Origin of the sequence: Bradyrhizobium sp. 195 (genome assembly GCF_023101665.1) — a bacterium.
GTDB lineage: Bacteria > Pseudomonadota > Alphaproteobacteria > Rhizobiales > Xanthobacteraceae > Bradyrhizobium.
On the sequence record NZ_CP082161.1, the window covers coordinates 2,485,881 to 2,510,782 of the forward strand.

Annotated in this window: 23 protein-coding genes and 1 pseudogene; 12 read left to right on the forward strand and 12 right to left on the reverse strand. The window is 65.4% G+C overall.

The annotated features are described in order from the left end of the window. Positions 1–190: 190 nt before the first annotated feature. Positions 191–1,093, reverse strand: a complete 903-nt coding sequence (locus tag IVB26_RS11515) for an MBL fold metallo-hydrolase (RefSeq protein ID WP_247971763.1) — start codon at positions 1,091–1,093, stop codon at positions 191–193. A gap of 935 nt (positions 1,094–2,028) precedes the next feature. Between IVB26_RS11515 and IVB26_RS11520 the strand changes: the two genes are divergently transcribed. Then, positions 2,029–4,353 carry a mechanosensitive ion channel domain-containing protein gene (locus IVB26_RS11520; RefSeq protein WP_247971764.1) on the forward strand — a complete coding sequence of 775 codons (2,325 nt, stop codon included), beginning with the start codon at positions 2,029–2,031 and terminating at the stop codon, positions 4,351–4,353. A gap of 133 nt (positions 4,354–4,486) precedes the next feature. Here IVB26_RS11520 and IVB26_RS43510 read toward each other — a convergent pair whose 3' ends face one another. Then, positions 4,487–4,681: a hypothetical protein gene (locus IVB26_RS43510; protein WP_458309385.1), complete on the reverse strand. Its 195-nt coding sequence runs from the start codon at positions 4,679–4,681 to the stop codon at positions 4,487–4,489. Here IVB26_RS43510 and IVB26_RS11530 point away from each other — a divergent pair. From IVB26_RS11530 to IVB26_RS11575, 10 genes and pseudogenes are all read left to right on the forward strand, one after another. Further along, a pseudogene (locus IVB26_RS11530) lies at positions 4,663–5,609 on the forward strand (Bug family tripartite tricarboxylate transporter substrate binding protein). The gene IVB26_RS43510 and the pseudogene IVB26_RS11530 overlap by 19 nt on opposite strands. A gap of 217 nt (positions 5,610–5,826) precedes the next feature. After that, complete coding sequence (locus tag IVB26_RS11535; RefSeq protein WP_247973137.1) at positions 5,827–7,422, forward strand: NAD-dependent malic enzyme; 1,596 nt, start codon at positions 5,827–5,829, stop codon at positions 7,420–7,422. 330 nt (positions 7,423–7,752) lie between these two features. Beyond that, positions 7,753–8,145, forward strand: a complete 393-nt coding sequence (locus IVB26_RS11540; protein ID WP_247971765.1) for a BlaI/MecI/CopY family transcriptional regulator — start codon at positions 7,753–7,755, stop codon at positions 8,143–8,145. Next, positions 8,142–10,661 (forward strand): M56 family metallopeptidase, encoded by a 2,520-nt coding sequence (locus IVB26_RS11545; protein WP_247971766.1) that lies wholly within the window; start codon positions 8,142–8,144, stop codon positions 10,659–10,661. The genes IVB26_RS11540 and IVB26_RS11545 overlap by 4 nt, the downstream gene beginning before the upstream one ends. A gap of 289 nt (positions 10,662–10,950) precedes the next feature. Next, positions 10,951–12,417 carry a DUF1800 domain-containing protein gene (locus tag IVB26_RS11550; RefSeq protein WP_247971767.1) on the forward strand — a complete coding sequence of 489 codons (1,467 nt, stop codon included), beginning with the start codon at positions 10,951–10,953 and terminating at the stop codon, positions 12,415–12,417. 2 nt (positions 12,418–12,419) lie between these two features. Further along, on the forward strand, positions 12,420–13,670 hold the full coding sequence (locus IVB26_RS11555) for a DUF1501 domain-containing protein (RefSeq protein WP_247971768.1): 1,251 nt from the start codon (positions 12,420–12,422) through the stop codon (positions 13,668–13,670). A 6-nt stretch (positions 13,671–13,676) separates the two neighbouring features. Further along, positions 13,677–13,832, forward strand: coding sequence for a hypothetical protein (locus IVB26_RS11560; protein WP_247971769.1), 156 nt, complete (start codon positions 13,677–13,679; stop codon positions 13,830–13,832). A 13-nt stretch (positions 13,833–13,845) separates the two neighbouring features. After that, positions 13,846–15,015, forward strand: a complete 1,170-nt coding sequence (locus IVB26_RS11565; RefSeq protein WP_247971770.1) for a serine hydrolase domain-containing protein — start codon at positions 13,846–13,848, stop codon at positions 15,013–15,015. A gap of 158 nt (positions 15,016–15,173) precedes the next feature. Then, complete coding sequence (locus tag IVB26_RS11570) at positions 15,174–15,692, forward strand: septal ring lytic transglycosylase RlpA family protein (RefSeq protein WP_247971771.1); 519 nt, start codon at positions 15,174–15,176, stop codon at positions 15,690–15,692. Positions 15,693–15,781: 89 nt separating this feature from the next. Next, the gene (locus IVB26_RS11575; RefSeq protein WP_246926491.1) at positions 15,782–15,937 is read left to right on the forward strand and encodes a hypothetical protein; all 156 of its coding nucleotides are present in this window, start codon (positions 15,782–15,784) and stop codon (positions 15,935–15,937) included. A gap of 273 nt (positions 15,938–16,210) precedes the next feature. On the opposite strand, the gene IVB26_RS11580 is transcribed toward IVB26_RS11575, so the two are convergent. The 5 genes from IVB26_RS11580 to IVB26_RS11600 form a co-directional block, all read right to left on the reverse strand. Further along, positions 16,211–16,516 (reverse strand): hypothetical protein, encoded by a 306-nt coding sequence (locus IVB26_RS11580; protein WP_247971772.1) that lies wholly within the window; start codon positions 16,514–16,516, stop codon positions 16,211–16,213. 238 nt (positions 16,517–16,754) lie between these two features. Continuing rightward, positions 16,755–17,021, reverse strand: coding sequence for a hypothetical protein (locus IVB26_RS11585; RefSeq protein ID WP_028134933.1), 267 nt, complete (start codon positions 17,019–17,021; stop codon positions 16,755–16,757). Between the two features lie 277 nt (positions 17,022–17,298). Then, positions 17,299–17,676, reverse strand: coding sequence for a TIGR02301 family protein (locus tag IVB26_RS11590; protein ID WP_247971773.1), 378 nt, complete (start codon positions 17,674–17,676; stop codon positions 17,299–17,301). 227 nt (positions 17,677–17,903) lie between these two features. Beyond that, on the reverse strand, positions 17,904–18,338 hold the full coding sequence (locus IVB26_RS11595) for an NUDIX hydrolase (protein WP_247971774.1): 435 nt from the start codon (positions 18,336–18,338) through the stop codon (positions 17,904–17,906). Positions 18,339–18,356: 18 nt separating this feature from the next. Beyond that, the gene (locus tag IVB26_RS11600) at positions 18,357–18,857 is read right to left on the reverse strand and encodes a hypothetical protein (protein WP_247529697.1); all 501 of its coding nucleotides are present in this window, start codon (positions 18,855–18,857) and stop codon (positions 18,357–18,359) included. Positions 18,858–18,920: 63 nt separating this feature from the next. On the opposite strand from IVB26_RS11600, the gene IVB26_RS11605 reads away from it, so the two are divergent. Further along, entirely contained in the window at positions 18,921–19,685 is a 765-nt protein-coding gene (locus IVB26_RS11605; RefSeq protein WP_247971775.1) for an SOS response-associated peptidase, read from the forward strand. A gap of 202 nt (positions 19,686–19,887) precedes the next feature. Here IVB26_RS11605 and IVB26_RS11610 read toward each other — a convergent pair whose 3' ends face one another. The 5 genes from IVB26_RS11610 to IVB26_RS11630 all read right to left on the reverse strand — a co-directional run bounded on the left by IVB26_RS11610 (position 19,888) and on the right by IVB26_RS11630 (position 24,879). Beyond that, positions 19,888–21,081, reverse strand: coding sequence for a CaiB/BaiF CoA transferase family protein (locus IVB26_RS11610; protein WP_247971776.1), 1,194 nt, complete (start codon positions 21,079–21,081; stop codon positions 19,888–19,890). A 136-nt stretch (positions 21,082–21,217) separates the two neighbouring features. Then, complete coding sequence (locus tag IVB26_RS11615) at positions 21,218–22,147, reverse strand: glycine/sarcosine/betaine reductase selenoprotein B family protein (RefSeq protein WP_247971777.1); 930 nt, start codon at positions 22,145–22,147, stop codon at positions 21,218–21,220. A 273-nt stretch (positions 22,148–22,420) separates the two neighbouring features. Then, positions 22,421–23,002, reverse strand: a complete 582-nt coding sequence (locus IVB26_RS11620; protein WP_247971778.1) for an NUDIX domain-containing protein — start codon at positions 23,000–23,002, stop codon at positions 22,421–22,423. Positions 23,003–23,011: 9 nt separating this feature from the next. Then, entirely contained in the window at positions 23,012–23,455 is a 444-nt protein-coding gene (locus IVB26_RS11625) for a GNAT family acetyltransferase (RefSeq protein WP_247971779.1), read from the reverse strand. Next, the gene (locus IVB26_RS11630) at positions 23,452–24,879 is read right to left on the reverse strand and encodes an FAD-binding oxidoreductase (RefSeq protein ID WP_247971780.1); all 1,428 of its coding nucleotides are present in this window, start codon (positions 24,877–24,879) and stop codon (positions 23,452–23,454) included. The genes IVB26_RS11625 and IVB26_RS11630 overlap by 4 nt, the downstream gene beginning before the upstream one ends. Positions 24,880–24,902: the final 23 nt, after the last annotated feature.

Below are 24,902 nucleotides of genomic sequence, written 5' to 3' on the forward strand. Positions count from 1 at the left end.
CGCCGCGAGTACTTGCGGATTTTACGAAGCCGTTTGACCCGTCGGGCAAAACAGGGGCATGATGTCACCATCTCCGATCCCGTAGGGTGGGCAAAGCGAAAGCGTGCCCATCATCTTCATCCGGGAGAGATGGTGGGCACGGTGCAAGAGCGCCTTTGCCCACCCTACGATCTGCGAGCAAGCCGCCCCCTCAATACCCGCGCGCCCACCAGTAGCAGAAGCGCTCCACATTGGCGGGAAGGGCGGTCTCGTAGTTCGCCCATTTCTCGTATTTCGGCAGCTTCACCTCCTTCATCGCGGTGTCGAAGCACTTGCCGGCGTCCGCCGCCTTCTTCACCTCGGCGGAAAGATCCTCCATGTAGGCGATGTCGTCCTCGATGTCCTTCTTGGTGCCGAAGCGGCCGCCGGCATACGGATGGCCGGGGATCATCCGTTCCCAGTCGAGTGACGCCAGCTTCTTCAGTGAGGCGATGTACTCCAGCGGCGAGGCGTTGTCGGGGATGTTGCGGAACTGAACCTGCTCGATCGGCGCGAAGTCGACCACGAACACGAGCTTCTCTTTCGGCAGCCGCATCACCAGCGAATTGTCGGAATGGTTGCGGCCGACATAGTTCAGCTCCAGCGTGGTGCCGCCGAGCGTGATGCTCTTCTTGTCGTCCACCACCTGGTCCGGCATCACGACGTCGGCGGGCAGAGACTTCTGCTTCTTCAGTTCGAGGAAGCGCTCCTTGGTTCGCCGGTGCGCGATGAAGGTGGCACCGAGATCCTTGAAAGGCTGGCCGCCGGCGATGTGGTCGTAATGATGGTGGCTGTAGATGACGTATTTGATCGGCTGGTCTGTGACCGCCTTGATCGCGTCGATATAAGGCTTTGCGGGACGCAAGTACGAGATCGGGTCGGTCGCGATCACGCCCTTCGGCGTCACCACGAACACGGATTGATGGCCGCCATAGCGGAAGACGTAGACATTCTCGGTCCCCTCGACCTTCCTGGTCGAAGTCTGCGGCGGATTTTGTGCGGCGGCGGATCCGAGCCCGGCCACGAGTGCGGCGAGCGCAGTCACGCAAGCAGTCACGCAAATCGATATCTTCATGTTGGCTTTCTGGAAATGAACGAGGGTAGGAGAACGGCGTATCCTCGCCGTCACAAACGCTGGCGGGAAGACTTTATTCCGCTGCATTGAGTCGCAGGGTATCGCGGTCGACACGCACGATGCGGTCCCATGCCGCCCCAAGGTCCGGCGCGCAATTGTGATCTCTCACCCGATTGATCCCGCTTGACAGTTTTGTGGCACGGGAGGAGCATACCGATGGTCGCAAACAAAGCGACGCGCAACGTCCACCTCATGAGCAAGGGGAGGTCTATGACTCCACCTCCGCAAATCCAGCCGCGTTAACTGCGACGGAGCTCGTTCGGACTATCGCATAGCGGCAGAAACCGCGAACGGCACGCCGGGTCAAGGTTTAGCGGGCTGCATCAGTAAGGCAGAGCCCCTACCTTCCCGGCGCTGTATTTTGCATCACGTTGATCATGTCGGGTGGCCGTGATGCGGCCCCGTGACAGGCGTGTTTTCACATCCTGCTTTGTCCTCCTTCCTCCTCGCCGTCATTCCGGGCCAACGCCCGGAATGACGGAGTCATGGCATGCAGGGTACGTGTGTCACGCCGTCGTGGCCGGGCTTGTCCCGGCCATCCACGACTTGCCGCACCGTGCGAAGAATGTGGATGCCCGGGCCTTCGCGCCGAAGCGGCCTCGGCCGCGCAGGCGGGACAAGCCCGGGCATAACGCCCTCTCGTGAGTCGAGCTGCGAGAATTCTACGGAAAGACGGATCGCGTTCTGTTGCGTTTAGCCCCACTGACGCCCGGTTCCCCATCTTCGCATTGCGGCAAATGCCAAGAGAATGTCGCCTCAAAGGCCCACTTCCGACACAGGCCACGGGCGAATAGCAGCCATCCGACATGACGCATGTGCTTCGGCGGTGACGGCCACGACACCGCGGGCGCATTCATTTTTTTCAGGGAAACAGCGTGTCGCATAAGCTTGCCCCGGCGCTCCTCGCCGCTCTCTTCCTCGCGATCTCATCTCTCTCCGCGGCCCGCGCCGAGCCGCCGGCCGCGAACAGTGCTGCCGCGCTGTCGCCTGAGGAAGCCAAGCGTGCGCTGGAGACGCTCCAGGACGACAAAAAACGTGCGCAGATGATCGACACGCTGCGCACGATCGCCAATGCGTCTGGTCCGCAAGCGCCAGCGCCCGAGCAGAAGTCGCCGATCCCGCTCGCTGCCGACGGCCTCGGCGCGCAGCTCCTGCTCACCGTGTCGGAGGAGATCGGCGCGATCTCGAGCGAGATCGCCAGTGTGGCGCGGACGCTCACGCATTTCCCGGCGTTCTATTACTGGATCGTGCGGACCGCGAACGATCCGGCGGCCTACAATCTCCTGATCGAGATCGCCTGGAAGCTCGCACTGGTGCTCGGTTGCGCGCTCGCCGCCGAATGGGTGCTGTTCCGGCTGATCCGGCGTCCGGTCGCGTTTCTGGAAGGACGCGTGCCGCATGCCGCGCGCCTGCCGGCGCAGGCGCTGCCCATCGCCGATCCGCCCTCGTCAGTCGCCGACGTGACGCCGGTACCTGAATTGCAAAAGCGCCGGCACAGCCTGGCGCGCATCTGGCAGGTCCTGCTGCGGCTGCCCTTCGTGGTCGGGCGCCTCGTGCTCGAGCTGCTTCCGGTGTTCGTCTTCATGGGCGTCGCCACCGCGCTGCTCGGCACCGAGATCGGCGAGCCCACGACCGTTCGCCTCGTGATTCTCGCGGTCGCCAACGCCTATGCGTTCTCGCGCGGGCTCATCTGCGTGGTCCGTGCGCTGGCGGGGCCGTTCGGCCTGTTTCCCGTTCGAGCCGAGACGGCGGCCTATGTCGAGATCTGGGCGCGCCGCATCGTCGGCGTCGGCGTATCCGGCATCGCCTTCGCCAATGTGGCGCTGCTGCTGGGTCTGCATCGTGCCGGTTACGCCGCGCTGCTCCGCATGGTGATGCTGGTCGTGCATCTCTTCATCGTCGTCATCATCCTGCAGTGTCGCCGCCAGGTCGCAGACGCCATTCGCGCGCCCGCCGACCAGGCGGGAATCGCGGCGCGGCTGCGCAACCGCGTCGCCGGCGGCTGGCATTATCTTGCGATCGCGCTCGATCTTGCACTCTGGGCGGTGTGGGCGCTCAACATCCGCAACGGCTATTCGCTGCTGCTGCAATATTTCGTCGGCACCATCGTGGTCGCAGTGATCACGCGTGTCGCCATCATGCTGACGCTGAGCCTGATCGACCGGGGCTTCCGCATCAAGCCGGAGATCCTGCAGCGCTTTCCGGGCCTCGAAATCCGCGCCAACCGTTATCTGCCGCTGCTGCGCAAGATCGTATCAGGCGTGATCGTCTTCATCGGCTTCGTGGCCGTGCTCGAAGTCTGGGGCGTGGACGCCATCGTCTGGTTCTATGGCGGCCAGATCGGCAGCCGGCTGATCTCGGCCGTGGTGACGATCGGCGTCGCCGTTCTCGTCGCCGCGGCGATCTGGGAAGCCAGCAACGCGCTGCTGGACCGTCAGATCAACACGCTGTCGCGGGACGGGCACTATGCCCGCGCCGCGCGCTTGCGCACCTTCCAGCCGATGCTGCGCACCGCGCTGCTCTGCCTGATCGCAACCGTGGTCGGCCTCACCGCGCTGAGCGAGATCGGCGTCAACGTCGCGCCGCTGCTCGCGGGAGCCGGCATCGTCGGCATCGCCATCGGCTTCGGCTCGCAGAAGCTGGTGCAGGATCTCATCACCGGGCTGTTCCTGCTGCTGGAGAACACGGTTCAGGTCGGCGACAATGTCAGCGTCTCCGGGCTCTCGGGCGTGGTCGAGAACGTCTCGATCCGCACCATCCGCCTGCGCGCCGGTGACGGTGCCGTGCACATCGTGCCGTTCAGCGCCGTCACGACCATCACCAATGCCAGCCGCGGCGCGGGCAACGCCTCGGTCAGCGTCAACGTCGCCTACAAGGAAGATACCGACCGCGCGGGTCAGATCCTCAAGGACATCGTCGACGAGATGCGCCGCGAACCCGAATTCCGCGCGCTGATCCGCGGCGACCTCGATCTGTGGGGCATCGACAAGGTCGACGGCGCGATGGTGTCGATCGTCGGCCAGATCCGTTGCACCGAGGCCGGCCGCTGGCCGGTCCAGCGCGAATTCAACCGCCGCATGAAGCTGCGCTTCCAGCAGAACGGCATCGACGTCGCATCCGCCACCCAGACCATCTTGATGCATATCGCCCCGCCGGCAGATGGCTCGGCCCATCTGACGCCGCGGCGCGCGGCCGGATAGTCGCCCGGCGGAAATTTCCGGCTTGCCTCCATCGACCCGGCAGCGTTCACTCTGCCTCCAGCTCGCTGCCAAAATGCGGGCGACGACAATGGGTGGGTGGAATGATACGAGGGCTGTGGGCCGTCTTGCGCCGTCATGTGACGGCGGCGGTGCGCCGATCGTCGTGCAGTCGATGACCAACACCGACACCGCCGACATCGACGGTACCATTGCCCAGGCGCGCGATCCCCTCGCTGGCCTGGGTGCCGCTGTTCATCCTCTGGCTCGGCATCTTCGAGACCTCGAAGGTCGCGCTGATCGCGGTCCGCGTTGGCCGGATCTGCGGCATGGACGACGCCGGGTCAGGCGCAGCCGTTTCCCTCGCGCCCCATTACCCTCATCGTACCGTTCGCGGCGGGCGGCCCGACCGATACGCTGGCGCGGATCTTGTCCGAGCGGATCGCCGCCGAGCTGCGCACCACGGTCGTGGTCGAGAACGTCGCCGGCGCCTCCGGCAGCATCGCCGGCGCCCGCGTCGCACGCGCAACGCCGGATGGAACCACCATCACGATCGGCCATTGGGGCACCCATGTGCTGAACGGCGCCATCCTCAACCTGCCTTATGACGTCGTAAGTGATTTCGAACCCATCGCGTTGATCGCGATGGGCACGCAGCTCATCGTCGGCCGCAAGTCGCTCGAGGCCAATGATCTGAAGGAGCTGATCGCGTGGCTGAAGGCCAATCCCGGCAAGGCCACCGCGGGGACCTCAGGGGCGGGCACAGGCGCGCATGTCGCCGCCGTCTTCTTCAAGGACAAGACCGGCACCGACTTCCAGTTCGTACCCTATCGCGGCGCCGGGCCCGCCATGATCGATCTCGTGGCAGGGCAGATCGACATCATGTTCGACCAGGCGGCGAACTCGCTGGCACATGCCAAGAGCGGTGCGATCAAGGCGTTCGCAGTGACCTCGCCGACGCGGCTTGCGTCCGCCCCGGATATCCCGACCGTCGACGAAGCGGGCTTGCCCGGGCTCTATATTTCCTACTGGCACGGCATCTGGGCACGAAGAACACGCCGAAGGACATCGTCGCCAAGCTCAACGCGGCAATCGTCGCCGTGCTCGCCAATGCCGCGGTCAAGCAGCGCTTTGCCGAACTGGGCCAGGAGATTCCGCCGCCGGAGCAGCAGACACCCGCAGAGCTCGCCGTTTTCCAGAAGGCCGAGACCGAGAAATGGTGGCCGATCGTGAAGGCCGCGAACATCAAGCCTGAATAGCCTCGCCGCGTTAACCTTCTCTCGCGCGCCGCCTGTCGTTCGCGACAATCTCGCTGCGGTGCGAGATCACAATCGGCGCTTCGGTCTCTACGTCCTTGATCTCGTTGGAGCGCTGGCCGACAATGTACGCGGTTCAATGTGAAGCTTCTTGGGGGAATTCGTGAATAGACCTGCCCGGGTCGTTGCCCAATCGACGTCGTCCAATCCGCCGCAAGGCATGGCGCTGCTGCGCGATCCCTTGCTCAACAAGGGCACCGCCTTCACGGAATCCGAGCGCGACGCACTCGGCCTGCGCGGCCTCCTGCCGCCTTGCGTGCTGACGATGGAGACGCAGGCTCAGCGCGTCCTCACCAATTTGCGCACGCTGCCGACGGACCTCGAAAAATATGTCGCGCTGAACGCGCTGCATGACCGCAACGAGGCGCTGTTCTTCCGCGTCGTCGTCGACAATATCGACGAGATCCAGCCGATCATCTACACGCCGACGGTCGGGCTCGCCTGCCAGAAATACGGCCTGATCTTCCAGCGGCCGCGCGGCATGTTCATCTCCTCGCGCGACCGCGGTCAGATCGCGGAGATCCTGAAGAACTGGCCCTATCCGGCCAAGCTGATCGTCGTCACCGACGGCGAGCGCATTTTGGGACTTGGCGATCTCGGTGCCAACGGCATGGGCATTCCGGTCGGCAAGCTCTCGCTCTATTCGGCCTGCGCCGGCGTGCATCCGGAATCGTGCCTGCCTATTGTGCTCGACGTCGGCACCAATAACGAAGAGCTCCTGAACGACCCCTATTATCTTGGCCTGCGCGAGCGGCGGCTGACGGGCGAAGCCTATGACAGCTTCGTCGACGAGTTCATGCAAGCTGCGCGACAGACGTTTCCGGGCGTGCTGATCCAGTTCGAGGATTTCGCCAACCATTCGGCGTTCAAACTGCTGCACAAATATCGGGATGAAGCCTGCGTCTTCAACGACGACATCCAGGGCACCGCGGCGGTGGCGCTCGCCGGCTTGTTCTCGGCCTTGCGCGTCTCCGGCGGCAAGCTCAGGGACCAGCGCATCCTCTTCCTCGGTGCTGGCGAGGCGGCAACCGGCATCGCCGATCTCGTGGTGTCCGCGATGATGGCGGAGGGCGCTTCCGAGGCGGACGCGCTCCGCCGCAACTGGCTGGTGGATTCCCGCGGCCTCGTCGTCAGCGGTCGTGATGGCCTGTCCGGCCACAAGCTCCGCTACGCCCACACCGAGCAGGCGCCGATCGCCGACTTCCTCACCGCGATCAAGACGCTGAAGCCGACGGCGATCATCGGCGTTGCCGCGGTCGGCGGCGCTTTCACGCCCGAGGTGCTCAAGACGATGGCGGCGCTCAACGAACAGCCGATCGTGTTCGCGCTCTCGAACCCGACCTCGAAGGCCGAATGCTCGGCGGAGGATGCCTATCGCTACACCGAGGGCCGTGCGCTGTTTGCCTGCGGCAGCCCGTATGATCCGGTCAAGCTCAACGGCCGCAGCTTCGTGCCGCGCCAGGGCAACAATTCCTACATCTTCCCCGGCGTCGGGCTCGGCGTCATCGCCAGTGGCTCGAAGCTGGTGACCGACGAGATGTTCATGGCGGCCGCCCATACGCTTGCCGATTGCGTCGGCAAGGACGACCTCGCGCAAGGCAGTCTCTATCCGGCGCTGCCGCGTATCCGCGAGGTCTCGGTTCGCATCGCCGCGGCCGTCGCCGACGTCGCCTATCAGCGCGGGCTCGCCGACGGACCGGCGCCCAACGACGTCAAGGCCCTGGTCCAGTCCCAGATGTACGAGCCGCATTACTAGGGCTTGTACATCCCAAACGGCTCGGTTAGCCCGCTGACGTCGAGGGTGGTGTGCTCCCTCCCCCGCTTGCGGGGGAGGGCTGGGGAGAGGGTATCTCCGCGATCGAGCGCCCCCAAGAGGAGAGAACCCTCACCCGGCGCGTTGCGCCGACCTCTCCCGCAGGCGGGAGAGGTGCACCGAGCCCGCGGGCTCTTGATCCAACCTAAGCTCATTCCACGTTAGGTCAGCATCGCGCCACCATCTCAGGTGGAAACGCCGTTGTGCCGCGCGGTCCCATATGCGACAGTCTGTAGCGTTACAAGAAGAACTCAAGCCGCAAGGTCAGGTGCCATGGACGATCGTTTGCCCGAACTGGGCGACCTCGAGCGCGAGGTCATGCAATTGGTTTGGGCCCATGGTCCCGTCACGGCCGAGATCGTGCGTGAACGTCTGCCGCGGCGTCTGAAGGAATCGACGGTCCGCACCGTGCTGCGCCGGCTCGAGGAAAAGGGCTATGCTCGCCACACCGTGGACGGCCGCACCTATGTCTATCACGCCGCCGAGGAGCGCGCGAAGGTGGCGGCCAAGGCAGTGCAGCGCATCGTCGACTGGTTCTGCAACGGCTCGATCGAGGAGGTCCTCGTCGGCATGGTGGACAACAAGATGCTCGACCAGCAGCAATTGCGCGAGCTGGCCGATCAGGTGGCCAAGGCGAAGAAGGCGAGGGGAGTGAAGAAAGAATGATCGCAACTCTGGCGGAGGCGGCACTGCGCTCCCTTGTGCTGGGAGGCGTCGTCTGGTTCGGTCTCAACCTGTTTCGCGTGCGCAATCCGCACGTTCACATGACGGCCTGGGTCGTCGTGCTGCTGGCGTCGCTGGCGATGCCCTTCGTGATGCATTGGCCGACGCTCACGATCAGCCGGCTGCCTTTGCCGGTCTCCGTGCCGACTGATTTTCTGCCGGCGGACATCTCGATGCTGGAGATGCCGCAGCCCGCGCTGCCCGTGGCGCCCGGGGTCGCCGTCGCACCGCCGCCGCCGAAAGCTGGGCTGTCGATCAATTGGTGGCTGATCGCCACCATCGTCTATGCCGGCATCGCCGGCTTGTTGCTGCTGCGGCTCGCGATCGGTCTCTGCCTGACCTGGCGTCTTGCGCGCGCGGCAAAGCCGATGAAGGGCCCGCAGATGCTCGAGGCCGACGTGCGCGTCAGCCGCGATGTCGGCGGCCCCGTCACCTTCGGCTCGACCATTCTGGTGCCGCCGCAATTCACCAGCTGGGACGCCAAGAAGCGCCTCGCCGTGCTCGCGCATGAAGGCGCGCATGTCGCCAACCGGGATTTCTATGTCCTCCTGCTGGCGTCGCTCAACCGCGCGGTGTTCTGGTTCAGCCCGTTCTCGTGGTGGCAGCTGGCGCGCCTCGCCGAGCTCGCCGAGATCATCAGCGACGCAGAGGCGATCGAGATCATCGACGACCGGCTCTCCTATGCCGAGATCCTGCTCGATTTCGCCAGCACCGTGAAGCCGAGGCCGGCCGAGCTCGCGATGGCGCGGGCCTCGACCGTGCGTGCGCGCGTCGAGCGCATCATCGCGGCTGCCGCAATGCCCGTTGCGGTCAGCTGGCGCAAGCGAGTGTGGATCGCGGCCGCCATCGTTCCGGTAGTGGTCGTGTCCGCCGGCATGATCGCCTATCGCACGCCGGACCCGGTGCCTGTTGCGGCGGATGCTGGCGAAGTACCCGTTCAGCACTACCGCCCCTTCGTCAATTTCTACGCCATGGGCCCGGCCTCGGTGTTCGCCATCTTCCGCGAGGGCGACGATCTCTTCGGCCAGCTGACCGGGCAACGCAAATTGCGCCTGACTGTTGGGAGCGACGGCACGGCGTCTTATGCGGCCACGTCCGGCGAGATCACGTTTGCGCTGGATGCGGAGCGCCGGTCGTCCGAGCTGAAGCTGCGCATGAACGGTCGCGACGTGCGCGCGGTTCGCGTCGCTGAGATGCCGACGACGGCAGCCGATTCCGCCGCGTTCGATCAATATGTCGGCTGGTACAAGGTTGCGCCGAACCGCGTGCTCACCGTGCGCCATGAGGGGGATCGCCTCCTGGTGCAGGAAACCCTGCAAGGCCCGGCGCCCCTTCTCCCTGAGGGGGTGGACGCCTTCTCGATCCATGGCCGCAATCTCCTGATCTTCCTGCGCGACGAGCAGGGCAAGGTCTCGCGCGTGCTGGTTCAGAACGCAGTCTCCGGTGCGCGCCTCGCCCCACGGGTCGACGCGGCGGTGGCGCAGGCGATCGAGGCCGACTTCGCGCGCCGTGTTGCGGAAGTCCCGGATCGTTTCCGGGAGCAGGTTCCGGTTGCCGGCGGCAAGGAGATGATCCTGCACGGCATCGAAGATCTGCGCCATGGCACGCCGAACTACGAGCGCATGAGCGCGCCACTGGCTACAAAGATTCACCGCCAGCTCAACGAGACGCAGGCCACGTTCGTGGCGCTCGGCGCTCTCGAGTCTATCTTCTTCCGCGGCGTCGGCCCCGGCGGCTATGACATCTATGGTGCCAAATTCGAGAACGGCACGGCGGAATTCCGTCTTCTGCTGGAGCCCGACGGCAAGGTCGGCGACGTTATCTTCCGGGCTGACGGCAATGACGAGCTCGGCGGCATCGTGCCTTGCACGGAGGAGGTGAGCGTTCGCGGCCGGGCCGGCACCTCGCCGATCAGGATCATGCTCTATAACGAGATGGGCGACGACATCCAGGTGTCCAATCTCGATGCGGACGGCAATCGCAAGACCCAGATCGTCAGGCCGAACATGACCTGGGCCACCACCACCACCGTGAACAATCCCTGGATGATTGCCGACAAGTCGGGACGGTGCCTGGAGATCGTGGTGCCGGGGCGGCAGACCCGCTTTCATAATGTGGAAGCCTCGAATATCGGTGCACGTCCGGGACGCGCCGCGCGCCGCGCCGTTCCGATCGCCAACGGCGAAGAGATGCTGCGCCGCTATATCGAGGGCGTCGGCAAGGGGCAGCCCGACTACGAGCAGATGACGTCGGAAGTGGCCGACATCACGCGCCAGCAATTGCCGTTCGACCAGGCGATCCTGGCGCGGCTCGGTGCGTTGCGTGCGGTCTCCTTCCGCGGCGTCACCGCGCTCGACAGCGACATCTACGTCGCCCAGTTCGCCAACGGCTCGGCGGAATGGCGCATCGGTGTCAGGAACGGCACGATCACGAAGATTGCGCTCGGGCCGAATTTCTAGGGACAACGGAGCCTCCCGCTTGCGGGAGAGGGTCGGGGAGAGGGTTTCTGCGCGATGGGACAATCCCCAAGAGGAGAAAGCCCTCACCCGCGCCTCCGGCGCGATCTCTCCCGCAAGCGGGAGAGGTGAACGAGCCGCGGCAACGAATTCAACCTGGGCATTCTTCCGTGGGCGCAGCGGCGGCTTCCGACGGCTTGACGAAGGTCCTGCAATCTCCGCTTGTCGGCTCGCATCATGAATGCTACGATACGTAGCATTACAGATCGTAGCCTATAATCGGGCATTCGCCATGAGCAATTCCGCAAAGGCCGACGCTGTGCTGGCGCTGCATCGCTTCGGATTGGGACCGCGGCCGGGATCGATTGCCGCGCTCGGGAGCGACCCGCGCGGGGCGTTGATCGCCGAGCTCGACCGGCCGCTCACGCTGAGTGCTGCAGCCAGCCTTCCCGCCAGCGCAAAGGCCTATCGCACCGTGGCCGACGCCAATGCCCGGCGGACGGCGCGGGCCAAGCAGGCGCAGCAGCAGGCCAAGAAGCAGCAGATGGCGTCGGCATCGAGCGATCAGGCCCAGGCGCAGCCCGAGGGGCAAGCACAGGGCTATGCCCAGGAGAAGGATGCTGCCGAGATGGCGGCCAAGCAGGCGGCTGACGCCATTCCCGATCCCGGACGTCCGATCTATCTGCAGGAGGCCAAGCTGCGCACGGAAGCCGCGCTCGCGGCCGAGAGCGGCTTTGCTGAGCGGCTGGTCTGGTTCTGGTCCAATCATTTCTGCATCTCGGCCAACAAGATCCAGAGCATGTCCGGCGCCTATGAGCGCGAAGCGGTCCGCGCCAATACGCTCGGCCGCTTTGTCGACCTGCTGCAGGCCGTCGAGGGCCACCCGGCCATGCTGTTCTATCTCGATAATCTGGAATCGATGGGCGCCAACTCGGTCGCAGGCATCAATCGCAACCGCGGTCTCAACGAGAACATCGCACGCGAGATCATGGAGCTGCACACGCTCGGTGTGCGCACGGGCTACACCCAGGACGACGTCATCAGCTTCGCCAACGTCATGACCGGCTGGACACTGGTGCCGCCGGGCGCCGATCCCCAGCATGGCGGGGAGTTCACCTTCAATCCGCGGCTGCATGAGCCCGGCGGACAGACCGTGCTCGGCAAACGCTACGAGCAGGACGATGCCGAACAGGGCCGCGCCGTGCTGCGCGACCTCGCAGCGCATCCGGCGACCGCGACCCACGTCGCGACCAAGCTCGCGCGCCATTTCGTCGCCGACGAGCCGCCGCCGGCGCTCGTCGAGCAGATGGCGAAGACTTTTCGCGACACCGAGGGCGATCTCAAGCAGGTCGCGATCGCGATGGTGTCGTCGGACGAGTCCTGGCGCGCGCCGCCGTCGAAGCTGAAGCGTCCCGGCGAATGGGTCGTCGGCCTGGCGCGCGCGACCGGCATCACCCAGGTCGATCCGGTCCGCTTCACCGGCGGCCAGGAGCTGCTCGGCGAACCGCTGTGGCGTCCGTCCGCGCCAAAAGGCTATCCGGATGACGAGGCGAGCTGGATCGACGGCGTCGGCCGGCGGCTCGACGTCGCCAACAATGTTGCCGAGCGCATCAGCGGCATGGCCGATCCGCAAGCCATCATCGAGGATGTCTTCGCATCGCAGATCGCGAGCGAGGTGAAGCAGGCCGTCGGCCGCGCCGAGAGCCGGCAGCAGGCGCTGGCGTTGCTGTTCATGTCGGCGGATTTTCAGAGGAGGTGAGCATGGGCTTCGTCAATCACCTGCCGACGCGACGCGAGCTTCTGGTCGGTTCCGGCGCGCTGTTCGCGTGGAGCCAGATGCCCAGGATCGCGCGCGCCGAAGGACGCGATCCGCGCCTGCTCGTCATCGTCCTGCGCGGCGCGCTCGACGGCCTCGGCGCAGTCGCACCGGTCGGCGATCCCGACTGGATCTCGTTGCGCGGCGATCGCGCGCTGGTGCTGGACGGCAAGCCGCCGGCGCTGCCGCTTGATGCCTTCTTCGCGCTCAATCCGGCGATGCCGAACCTGCACCGGCTCTACAAGAGCGGGAAGGCCGCGATCGTCCATGCCACGGCGACGCCCTATCGAGAGCGTTCGCATTTCGACGGCCAGGACGTGCTGGAGAGCGGCTTCAGCAAGCCGGGCGCGACCGCGTCAGGCTGGCTCAACCGCGCGCTGCTTTCGCTGGAAGGGGGTGGCCGCGTCGATCCGCGCGGCAGCCGTGCGCTCGGCATCGGCTCGGTGACGCCGCTGGTGGTGCGCGGCTCCGCGCCTGTGATGACATGGGTCCCGCAGAGGCTTCTGCCGGCGAGTGAGGACACGCAGAGCCGCCTGCTCGATCTATACCAGCACACCGACCCGAAGCTTGCCACCGTGCTCCAGACGCGCATGAAGCTCGCTTCGCTCAGCGCGGCACCCAGCATGGGCGAAGCGACGTCGGACGATCCGACCTTGGCGCCGCCGGGGATCGCGCGCGTGCGCGCCTACTTCGCCGAAGCCGCCGGCACCGCCGCGCGCTATCTCGCCAAGCCCGACGGCCCGCGCGTCGGCGCGATGGGCTTCGTGGGGTGGGATACGCACATCGCGGAAGGCGCGGCCTCGGGCCAGCTCTACAATCTGCTCGGAGCGCTCGACGGCGCTTTCGCCGCGATCGAGACCAACATGGGCGAGGCATGGAAGGAGACTGTGGTCGCCGTGGTCACCGAGTTCGGGCGCACTGCGCGCATCAATGGCACGCAAGGCACCGATCACGGCACGGGTACGGTCGCCTTCCTGATCGGCGGCGGGCTCGCCGGCGGTCGCGTCATTGCGGACTGGCCAGGGCTGAAGCCGGCGCAACTGTTCGAGGATCGCGACCTCAAGCCGACCACCGATCTGCGCGCGGTGCTGAAGGGCCTGTTGAGGGATCATTTGCGCGTTGAGGAAAAGGTCCTCGCCGAGACGGTCTTCCCCGGCAGCGCCGACCTCAAACCGATGGGAGGCCTCGTGGCCTAGAGAGCGATGTGCACACTGACGCAACGCGAGCTCGATTTCCTCGCCAGCTTGAAGACGAGCTGGCGAAAGCTCTATTGGCGCGAATTCGCGCGCATCCTCAGGGAATATGCCGAGTCCGGCGAGGCTCGTGCCGAGATCTGCCGGGCATCGGAGCGGATGTAAGCGGGAGGCTCGAATGAGGCGGCGCCAATTCATTTCGCTCCTCGGGGGAGCCGCACTGGCGCCGCTTTCGGCCTTGCCGGTCGGCGCGAACCCATCCGCCGGCTGCGGCGGTCCGCTCGTGCGGGACGACGGCTGGCCGGTCGGTTCCGTCGATGACAACAGTCTCGTCAATCGCGAGGCGCTGTGCGGGATGGCCGATCGCCTCGCCTCGAGCGATGCCAACATCCATGCCGTGCTGGTCGCCCGCAATGGCAAGCTGGTGTTCGAGCACTACTTCAGGGGAGCCGACGAGATACCCGGCCGTATTTTCGGCCGCCGCGTGGAGAACGTCGCCTTTGATGCCGATACGCTGCACAACATGAAATCGGTGTCGAAGAGCGTTGCGTCACTCGCAGTCGGGATCGCGATCGACCGGGGGCTGATACGCAGCGTCGACGAACCGATCTTCAGCTTTTTTCCCGAGCTGTCCGACTTGCGTTCCCCCGAAAAGGACCGCATCCGGCTGGCACACGCGCTCACCATGTCGATGGGGCTGAAGTGGATCGAAGCGACGCCCACAACGGGAGACGACGACAACGACGAGCAGCGCATGCATATGGCATGGGATCCGTGCCGTTACGTTCTCGGTCTTCCCATGACTGCCGCGGCGGGAAAGGAGTTCTTCTATAACACCGGCGCGCTCACGCTGGTGTCGGCCATCATCCGCAAGGCGACCGGCCGTCCCCTCGATGACTTTGCGCGTGAGACGTTGTTCGAACCTCTGGGGATCACCGGCACGGCGTGGGGTCGGTACAGGGGGGATACCGACGCCGGAGGGGGATTGCGCCTGCGGCCACGCGACATGGCCAAGATCGGCCAGCTCGTCCTTGCGGGCGGCCGCTGGCACGACCGCCAGATCGTTTCCAAGGCATGGATCGACGCTTCCACGGCAGAGAAGATCAAGGCGACCGACGATCAATCCTACGGATATTTATGGTGGCGTGGCCAGGCGCGGCTCAACGACCGGAAGGTGAACTGGATCGGCGCGCTGGGTCGTGGCGGGCAGTCGATCCGCATCGTCCCCGAACTCGATCTCGTCGTCGCGGTGACTGCGGGTTACTATCAGGACTACAGCCCGCAAGCGTTTCGATTGCAGTTCGGCGTATTCCGCGACGCCTTGCGCGCGATCCCGCCACCGGCCTGAGCTGGGCCGGTCGCCCTCTCTGTGCCGATTCAGGACAGGGACTGTGATGGAATCGTCACAGCTGACGCGAAACGGCGGCGGCCCCAGGCCTGCTTTTGTTCCGACAAGGTTCTGCCCTCATTGCCCACCGAAAATCGGGTCGTTCGGAGGGGCGTACCATGTCTCGCATTGCACGTGCCGAAACTGCCCGGATTTCCTTCGCAACCTCGTGCCGGCTGTTGCTCGCCATCGCCGGCGCCGCCTCGCTTGCCGCCTGCGCGCAATCGCCGGTCGGCCGCCAGAAGGCCGATCTCGCCGGCGCCAGCCGGCAGGCCGCGGTCGAGCGCCCGCACCGTGTGGCGGCGCTGCACCCACGCCCGATCAGCCGGGCGCGCGTCCCCGTCCGTGACGCAAAGCAGACCGCGTCGCATGGCGTCGCCAGCTTCTATTCCGATACGGAGACCGCGAGCGGCGAGCGGTTCGACAAGAACGAGTTGACCGCGGCGCATCCCACCCTGCCATTCGGCACCAAGTTGCGCGTCACCGATACCAACTCCGGTCGCTTCGTCACGGTCAGGGTCAACGATCGCGGTCCCTATGTTCGCGGGCGTGTGGTCGACGTTTCTCCCTCCGCGGCCGAGGCGCTCGGCATGGTCGACAAGGGCATCACCAATGTCAGGCTGGACGTCGTGCAATGAGCTCCCGCCAGCGCGGCGCTTAACCGGCTGTTAGTTGCTCTGTCGCACCATACCTGTCCAACAATTCTGGGCTTTCGGGGAGGCGGCGCTTGAACACGATCCAGTATCTCGAAGATCAGGCGGCGCGCGCCGAGCGGCTCGCCAAACGGATCACGGATACGCTGACGATCGAAAAGCTCCTGAGCTTCGCCGGCGAGCGCCGCCGCGAGATCGAGGTCATCGCCGGCAAGCACCGCAGCGCATAACCCCGCGTTCCATGCTCTGACTGCATTCGCCTTCGCTGCGAGGCGCGGAACTTCTCTTTTCTCCGGGCGTCATTCCCGGCGATACGAGAGGAGGACATCATGGGTTTTGGACGAGGTGCTTTGCTTTGGTTGCTTGGCGTGCCGCTGCCGATCGTTTTGCTCCTGGCATTGTTCTGGCACCATTGAGCATTAGGCGATTCACACGAAAAGCGCCGCGGAAGCGGTGCTTTTTGTTGCCTGCGATCTGAGTGTCGTTGGTGCGACGACGCGCGATCAGCTGTGGCTCTCGACGAAGTCGCTGAGATAGTCGGGCATCGTCGTGCCGTCGATATCGCAGCGCGCCCGGATCTCGCCGGCGACATCGGTCGAGATGTCCTTCATCCAGTGTTCGAGCGTGTTGAACGAAATCACCTTGATGGGGTCGTTGAAGCAGCCAGCGACGAGCTCGCCGATCGTGGCTTCGAGATCGCTCCGTTCGATGCGAATCTCCGTCGCCTCGTCGAGGCGATCGATGACCACGAACAGGGTCTGATCTGCGCCATAGGGCACGACAGGAGGGGGCACGCCAACTTCAAGCATCTGAGGCACTCACGCCTTGGCTTCCGATCTTCCGACAACGGGAAAAACCGGACAAAGGTTCCAATCGCAGCGCGGGAATATCTCCCGGCGATCGCGAGACTAATGCTTGTCCGCGGAAAGCTGCTTCCGTGCGATAAAAGCGGCAGACTTCGCGAACCTGTTCGCCAAATCCTGTTCGCAAAGTCATTCATCCGTCGACTGGCCCCGCCCGCGTGGCGGGGTCATTTTTCGGCAGTGCCTACTGCCTGCAGATGTCGACCGAGAATTCGCCGTTGCGGATGCGGCCGGGAAAGCCCTCGACGAACTTGGCGACCGCGTCCTCGCCATAGGTGCCGACGAGCTCGGCAAAGGCTGCAAACAGACTCGCCTGCGCCAGGCAGTCGCCGTCGACGCCGTCATGGCGCGCCTCGGCCCAGGCCTCGTTGAGATAGCTCAGTGCGGCCTGCTTCTGCTCGTGATCGGGCAGCGGCGCGCGTGCGGGGGCGTAGGAAATCGGCTGGCTCATGAAACTCGATCAGGGCTGGGGCGCGATCCACGGCGATGCGCTGTGCGAGAGGTGTAGCACGGGCGTTAACGGCCGCTAGGCCACATCTTTAAGAACGGTTAACGGCTGTGAACAAACTCCATGACAGAGTTCCCGGCGCGCGCACGCGTCGATCCTCTCTCTCGTCATTCCGGGGCGCGCGCAGCGCGAACCCGGAATCCATCGCGCTACAGAGTCGGTGGATGAATGGATTCCGGGCTCTCGCTTCGCGAGCCCCGGAATGACACGTGGAGAGAGATCAGTTCGCGTAGCGCGCCGTCAGATCGCGCGAGATCTTCGAGCCTTCCTCGATATAGCGGCGGATCGCCACCGTCGCCGCCGGCGTGCAGCTCCGGTAGGTCTGTTGAAAGCCGTTATAGCCGCGATTGAAGCCGGCGATCATGCGCGTGCGGCGCTCGCCGGAAGGGGTTTCGGCATCGATCAGCGCCTGCATCTCGTTGCGCCATTTGTTGCCCTCGTTGGCTCCGCAGATGCCGCGCAGGTAGTGCAGCCCGCCGAGGATCTCCGCCAGTCGCTGCAAATCGCCGTCAAACGGCGCCGCCACGTCCTGGGCCCTCGTGGGCCCGGAGGCGCAGGCGAGAATGAGAGCAAAAATGGCGAGAAATCGCGTGGACATCGGCGGGCTGTATGCCTCTTCAAGGCTGGGGACGCAAGGCGGGGCAATCGGATGGTGCGCTCCCTCTCCCGCTTGCGGGGGAGGGTTGGGGAGGGGGTGTCTCCGCGGGCGAGAATCCCCCAAGAGGAGAAAGCCCTCACCCGTCGCGCACCGGCGCGCAATTGCGCTGCCGAACGCGCCGACCTCTCCCGCAGACGGGAGAGGTGCAGCGGAGTTCGCGGCCGCTTCTATGCCCCGATCAGCCGCGCGGCGGACTGGATCACCTCGTCCAGCCCCCCGGTCAGCTTGAGGTCTCCGAGGCTGGCCAGGGCGTCGGGCGCGATCCAGCGGTAGTCGTCGAGCTCGTCGTTCAGGACCGGCTCACGGGCCACCCAGCGGGCAGCAAACGACATGATCAAATAATGGCCGGCTCCGCCCGCAGCCGGCAGCACCTCGCGCCAGCCGGCGAGGCCGACGATCGCGATGTCGAGCCCGGTTTCCTCGTCGACCTCGCGGCTCAGTGCCTGGTGCAGCGATTCGCCGAATTCGACCCGGCCGCCCGGGAGCGAATAGAAGCCCTTGGCGGGCGAGCGGGCGCGGCGGGTCAGCAGCACCTTGCCGTCGTGGAAAATGGCGGCGCTGACGGCGAGCTGGGGATGGGTGGGCTGGACGGCTGAAACCATTTTCTCAGAGGACCTGGCTCAGTTCGCCATGATGGTATCGACGTCCGCTTCGGCCCCGCCATGGATGATGCCGCCGCAAGCCGCGATCAGCGGCTTGACCCAGAGCGCGGCCTGCTCGGCGAGGCGGATGCGCGTCGTGTCCTTCTCGACCTCACGCATGGCCGAGCCGACCGCTGTCAGGATCGAGGTCATGGTATCGGTGAGGTGGTCGAACTGGGCGCGGACGTTGGGATCGGCCTTCTCATAGGCTTCGATGGCGAGGTCGCGCGCCTTGAAGTTGGAGGCCGTGAAATGCTCGGCATAGGACAGTGGCGACCAGGTCAGAAAATCTTCCGCGCATTCGGGCATGTCCGGGACCATTTCCAGCAGCATCACGGCTTCATTGAAATGGTTGAGATAGTCGGTGGCAAGCCCGGTCCGCGGGTTGATGTTGGCCACGCGCAGCCGCTCGGCCCAGGCGGAGGCCTCGGGGCCCGTCTGTACGTGCGTCCGCGCGGGTTGGGAGGCCATTGAGCTCATTCGCCGCAGTGTTAACGTTCGGGGTTAAAAGGACCTGAACGGACCCTATATAGACGCCTTGGGATGTGTGGACGCTTCGTCATAACTTCGGCCCCCGCGGCCTTGCGGCAACTGTTCGGCTATGTCGAGCAGCCGAATTTCCCGCCTCGGTACAACGTGGCGCCGACACAACCGATTCCGGTCGTTCTGATCGAGAACGGCGCGCGGCATTTCCGGCTGATGCGCTGGGGCCTCTTGCCGGGATGGGTCAAGGACCCCAAGGGCTTTACGCTCCTGATCAACGCCCGCTCCGAGACGGTGCTGGAGAAGCCCGCGTTCAAGCGAGCGATTCGCCGGCGGCGCGGGCTGATCCCGGCCGACGGCTATTACGAATGGAAGGTGGAGGACGGCCGCAAGCAGCCTTTCTTCATCCACCGTGCCGACGGTGCGCCGCTCGGTTTCGCTGCTTTGTTCGAGACCTGGGCCGGGCCGAACGGCGAGGAGCTCGACACGGTCGCGATCGTCACGGCCGCGGCGGGCGAGGATCTCGCCGCGCTACATGATCGTGTCCCCGTCACCATCGGCGAGCGCGATTTCGAGCGCTGGCTCGACATCAGCGGCGACGAGGTCGACGCGATCCTGCCGCTGATGACGACCCCGCGCCGCGGCGAATTCGCCTGGCACCCGGTCTCCACCCGCGTCAACCGCGTCGCCAATGACGACGATCAGTTGTTGTTGCCGATCAGCGCGGAGGAGATGGCGGCGGAAGCAGAGGCGGCCAAGCCGAAGAAGGTGGCGCGGAAGGTGGCGGCCAGCTCGCCGGATGACGGACAGGGCTCGCTGTTCTAGCTGCGGTGCCGCCACCCACTCCGCCGTCGTCCCGGACAAGCGCGCCCCAAGCGCGCGCAGATCCGGGACCCATAGCCACAGGGAGAGGTTATGGCGCGAGCCGGTCACCACGAGTCTTCGTCAAACGCGACCCTGTGGCTATGGGTCCCGGGTTCGCGCTACGCGCGCCCCGGGACGACGAGGAGAGTATGCGACGCTATCGTCACACGATCTCCCTCGCTCTCAACCCCGCGATCTCCGCCGCATCGAACCCCAGCTCGTCCAACACCGCCTCCGTATCCGCGCCGAGCTCCGGCGCCATCCGGTCCAGCCTGCCGCCGCCATGGGCGAGCTTGAAACCGCTGCCGGCAAAGCGCAGACGGCCATAGGGCGTGTCGAGCTCCTGAATCGCGCCGCGCGCCTTGATTTGCGGATGGTCGATGACTTCCTCGACCTTCCAGATGCTGGCGCAGGGCGCGCCGGCGTCTTCCAGTAAAGTCTCCCATTCGCGCGCAGGTTTTGCCGCCAACGCCTCCTCGATGATGGCGCGCAGCGCAGGTTCGTTCTCGTTGCGCGCAAACCAGTCGGCAAAGCGCGGGTCGGCGAGCGTGTCTTCGCGGCCGAGCGCGCTCATCAGCGCGCGATACTGCTTCTCGTTGTTGACGGCGAGCAAGATGTGGCCGTCGCCGCATCGAAACAAATTCGCCGTGGTCCTGCGGCTGACCGCCTGGTTGCCCGACAATTGCTGGCGATGGCCGGCGACCGACCAGTCCGCGATCTGCCCGGACAGAAACGCCATCGTCGCCTCCAGCATGGAGACGTCGATGAGCTGCCCCTTGCCGGTGCGGTCGCGCTGATACAGCGCGCTCGACACGCCGAACGCGGCGGTGGCGCCCGAGAGCACGTCGCAGACGGCAAAGCCTGCCCGCGTCGGCCCGGTCTCGGGATGGCCCGTGATCGCCATGATGCCCGACAGCGCCTGCATCTTGCCGTCATAGCCGGGCCGCAAGCGATCCGGGCCGGTCTGACCGAAGCCGGACACCGCGCAATAGATCAGTTTTGGATTGATCGCGGAGAGCGCTTCGTAGCCGATGCCGAGCTTGTCCATCACGCCCGGGCGAAAATTCTCCATGATGACGTCGACCCGGCTCGCAAGCTTCTTCACGATCGCGATCGCCTCGGGCTTCTGCAAATCGAGCGTCAGGCTGCGCTTGTTGCCGTTGATGGCCTGGAACGCGGGGGCCAGCCCGCGCTCGGCCCATTCGCGTGACAGCGGCGTGCGGCGCATGTCCTCGCCCTCGCGCCGCTCGACCTTGATGACGTCTGCCCCCAACAACGCGAGCTGGTAGCTGGCATAAGGACCGGCCAGCACTTGCGTGAAGTCCAGGACCTTCACGCCATCGAACGGTCGCGTCACGTCGCTCTCCTCATTGTTATCGCTGTCGGAGGACGTCAAAGCATGATCCGGAAAAGTGCGAAGCGGTTTTCCGGAAAGATCATGCGCAAACAACAACCTAAAGCGCGATGACGATCCATCCGAATCTCATCGCGCTTTAGGCGGCGCGGTTGCCGCGCGCGATCTCCTTCTGCTTGTCGAACTCGGCGCGGCGGCGCGCCAGCTCTTCCGGCGAAAGCTGCGCGACATTGTTGTAGTCGAGCTTCCAGGAGGCGTCCTCGCTCCAGCGCAGCGGCGACTGCATCGTGGTCTGCGGGCCGCTCGCGGTCTCCAGCAGCGTGAGCGCCAGTTCGAGCGTCTGCGCCTGCGAGGCGACGTCGTGCGGCTTGCCGGCGGAATTGCCGAGCGGGAAGTCGCTGAACAGGAAGCGCGGCACAGCGGCGTGCTCGATGATGTCCTTGGCGCAGCCCATGATCACGGTCGGGATGCCGCCCGCTTCGAGATGCCGCGCCACCAGCGCGGTGGTCTGGTGGCAGACCGGGCAGTTCGGCACCAGCACCGCGACATCGACTTTATCGGCGACGGCCCGCGCCAGAATCTCCGGCGCGTCGGTGTCGAGGGTGACGCGATGGCTGCGGTTGGTCGGCGCGCCGAAGAAGCGCGGGGCGACTTCGCCGATGCGCCCGGCGGCGGACGCCTTCAGGAGCTGCGGCAGCGGAAACCAGGTGCCATTGTCGGTCGCGCTCGTGTGCTTGCGGTCGTAGCCGATGTGCGAAATGCGAAGGTCGTGCTGCTTGGCCGTGTCGCCGTCATAGACTTCATAGAACTTCGCGCTGCCGTTATACGCAGCGCCCGGCCCCTGCTCGCCCTTGGCGGGATCGTACGGCGCAGCCGTCGTGATGATCGTCACGCGCGACTTTGCCAGAGGCTTCTTCAGCGGCTGGAACGGCGCTTCGGTGTAATGCGCCCAGCGATACGCCGTGGTGTAGCCGATCGCCGCGTAATAATCGCGCGTGCGCTGCATGTAGGGGACTGGGGCATCGTAGTCGGGCGCAAAGCCGAATTCGTCGTCGCGCGGAGCGGACATGGGGCGCGTCTCCTGGTTCTTGGTTGGGGCCAGACTAGAGATAGTTTTGGGGGTGCTCAATGGAGGGAGCGGCGGCGCAGGGCTGAATTGCAGACGAGGATGGAGCGGCGCGCGGTCTTCCCTCTCCCCTTGTGGGAGAGGGTGGCTCGCCGCGTAGCGGCGAGACGGGTGAGGGGTATATCTCCACGACCCGCGCTTTCGAATTCGCGGACAACCCCTCATCCGGCGCTTCGCGCCACCTTCTCCCACAAGGGGAGAAGGAAGAAAGCAAACCTACCTGAACACATGCAGCGCTGCGTATTGCAGCAGCATGATCGCCTTGGCGTCGATGATGCGGCCGTCGGCGATCATCGCCAGGGCCTCGTCGATCGAGAGCTCCAGCACCTCGATGTCCTCGCCCTCGTGCTCCAGGCCGCCGCCGTCGCTGACCCGCATCGAAGGCTCGTACTCGGCGACGAAGAAATGCAGCTTCTCGGTGATGGCGCCGGGGCTCATGAAGGCCTCGAACACCTTGTGGACGTGGTGCAGGCGATAGCCGGTCTCCTCCTCCGCCTCGGCGCGGATGCGCTCCTCGGGCTCGGCGTTGTCGAGCACGCCGGCGGCGGCCTCGATCAGCAGGTCGTCGTAGCCGCGGATGAAGGCCGGCAGGCGGAACTGGCGCACCAGGATCACGCTGCGCCCGGCGCGATTATACGGCAGCACGGCTGCGGCGTTGTCGCGCTCATAGGTCTCGCGGTGCTGCGTCTGCCACTCGCCGCTGGCGCGGCGATAGTCGAACGTGGTGTTTTTCAGGGTGGTCCAGCCGTCCGAGAGCACGCGGACGTCCTTGATGCGGACGCGGTCGGAAATGGTCATGGCTCGATCTCAGTTGCTTGGCGTGGTCTCGCGGCCGTCGAGCCATTTCTGGAACATCACCGAGGTCGATTCCTCGAAGCCCAGCGACTGGTAGAACGCATTGGCCGGCGCGTTCTCGCGGCGGACCAGCAGCTGCAGCTTTGCGATCCCGGCCGCGCGCAACCAGTCCTCGGCCGCCGCCATGATGGCGCGGCCATGGCCGCGCTTCTGGCGGTCGGGATCGACCGCGACGTAATAGATCCAGCCGCGATGACCGTCATAGCCGACCATGACCGTTGCCGCGATCGCGCCATTGTCGCGGCCGAGCAGGATCGTCGAATTGTCGCGCCGCCGCGCCAGCGCGATGTCGGAATGCGGATCATTCCAGGGACGCGTCAGGCCGCAGCGCTGCCACAGCGTCACCACCGGCTCGACATCGGCATCGGTGATTGCGTCGATCGTAAGAATATTCACAGTACTTTCCCCGGATTCATGATTCCATGCGGATCGAGCATCGCCTTGATGGATCGCATCAGCTCGATCGCGGTCTTGTCCTTGACGTCGGGCAGCTCGTCGCGCTTGAGCACGCCGATGCCGTGTTCGGCCGAGATCGAGCCGCCCATGCGCAGCACGATCGCGAACACGACCGCGTTCATCTCGTGCCAGCGCGCCAGAAAATCCGCGGTGTCGGCGCCGATCGGCTGGCTGACATTGTAGTGCAGATTGCCGTCGCCGAGATGACCGAACGGCACCGGCCGCGCGCCGGGGATCAGCTTCACCACCGCGGCATCGGCCTCGGCGATGAATTCAGGCACGGCAGCGACCGGCACGGAGATGTCGTGCTTGATCGAGCCGCCCTCCGGCTTCTGTGCCGAAGACATCTCGTCGCGCAGCTTCCAGAAGCCGGCGCGCTGGGCGAGGCTCGCCGCGATCACGGCGTCGTCGACGATCTCCTCCTCCATGGCACGGGCGAGGATCGTCTCCAGCGGCGTGCGGGCATCCTCGCCGGGGGAGGACAACTCCATCAGCACGTACCAGGGATGCTTTGCCTGGAGCGGATCGCGCACGTCGATGCCGTGGCGCACCGAGAACTCCACCGCCATCTCCGACAGCAGCTCAAAACTCGTCAGCGCATTGGCGGCTTCGCCTTGCGCGATCGTGAGCAGCTTCAGGGCAGCTGCCGGCGATTTCAGCCCGACGAAGGCGGTCTCGACCGCCCGCGGCTTCGGAAACAGTTTGAGCGTTGCCGCCGTGATGATGCCGAGCGTGCCTTCGGCGCCGATGAAGAGGTTGTGCAGATTGTAGCCGGTGTTGTCCTTCTTCAGCTTCGAGAGAGCATTGAGCACGCGCCCGTCGGCCAGCACCACCTCGAGCCCCAGCGCCATCTCGCGCGCGACGCCATAGGCGAGCGCGGCGGTGCCGCCGGCATTGGTCGAGAGATTGCCGCCGATGGTGCAGCTGCCTTCGGCACCCAGCGACAGCGGAAACAGCCGGTCCACCTCGGCGGCCTTCGCTTGCGCGATCTGCAGCACCACGCCGGCTTCGCAGGTCATGGTGTTGGAGGCGGTGTCGACCTCGCGGATCTTGTCCAGCCGCCGCAGCGACACCACGACTTCGCCATTGTGCGGCGTCTGCCCGCCGACGAGCCCGGTATTGCCGCCCTGCGGCACCAGCGCGACGTTGTGCGCGGAAGCGAGCTTGCAGATCTCCGAGACCTCCGCCGTCGAGCCCGGACGCAGCACCAGCGGCGAGCGGCCGTGGAATAAATTGCGCTCCTCGGTGAGGTAAGGCTCGATGTCGGTCGCATCGGTGATGGCGTGGCGCTCGCCGACGATCTTGCGGAATTGTTCGATCAGCTCAGGCGCAAGCGGCGGGGTGGCGGATTTGTTGACGTTCATTCTCGTTGTCTCTTCTCAAGCTT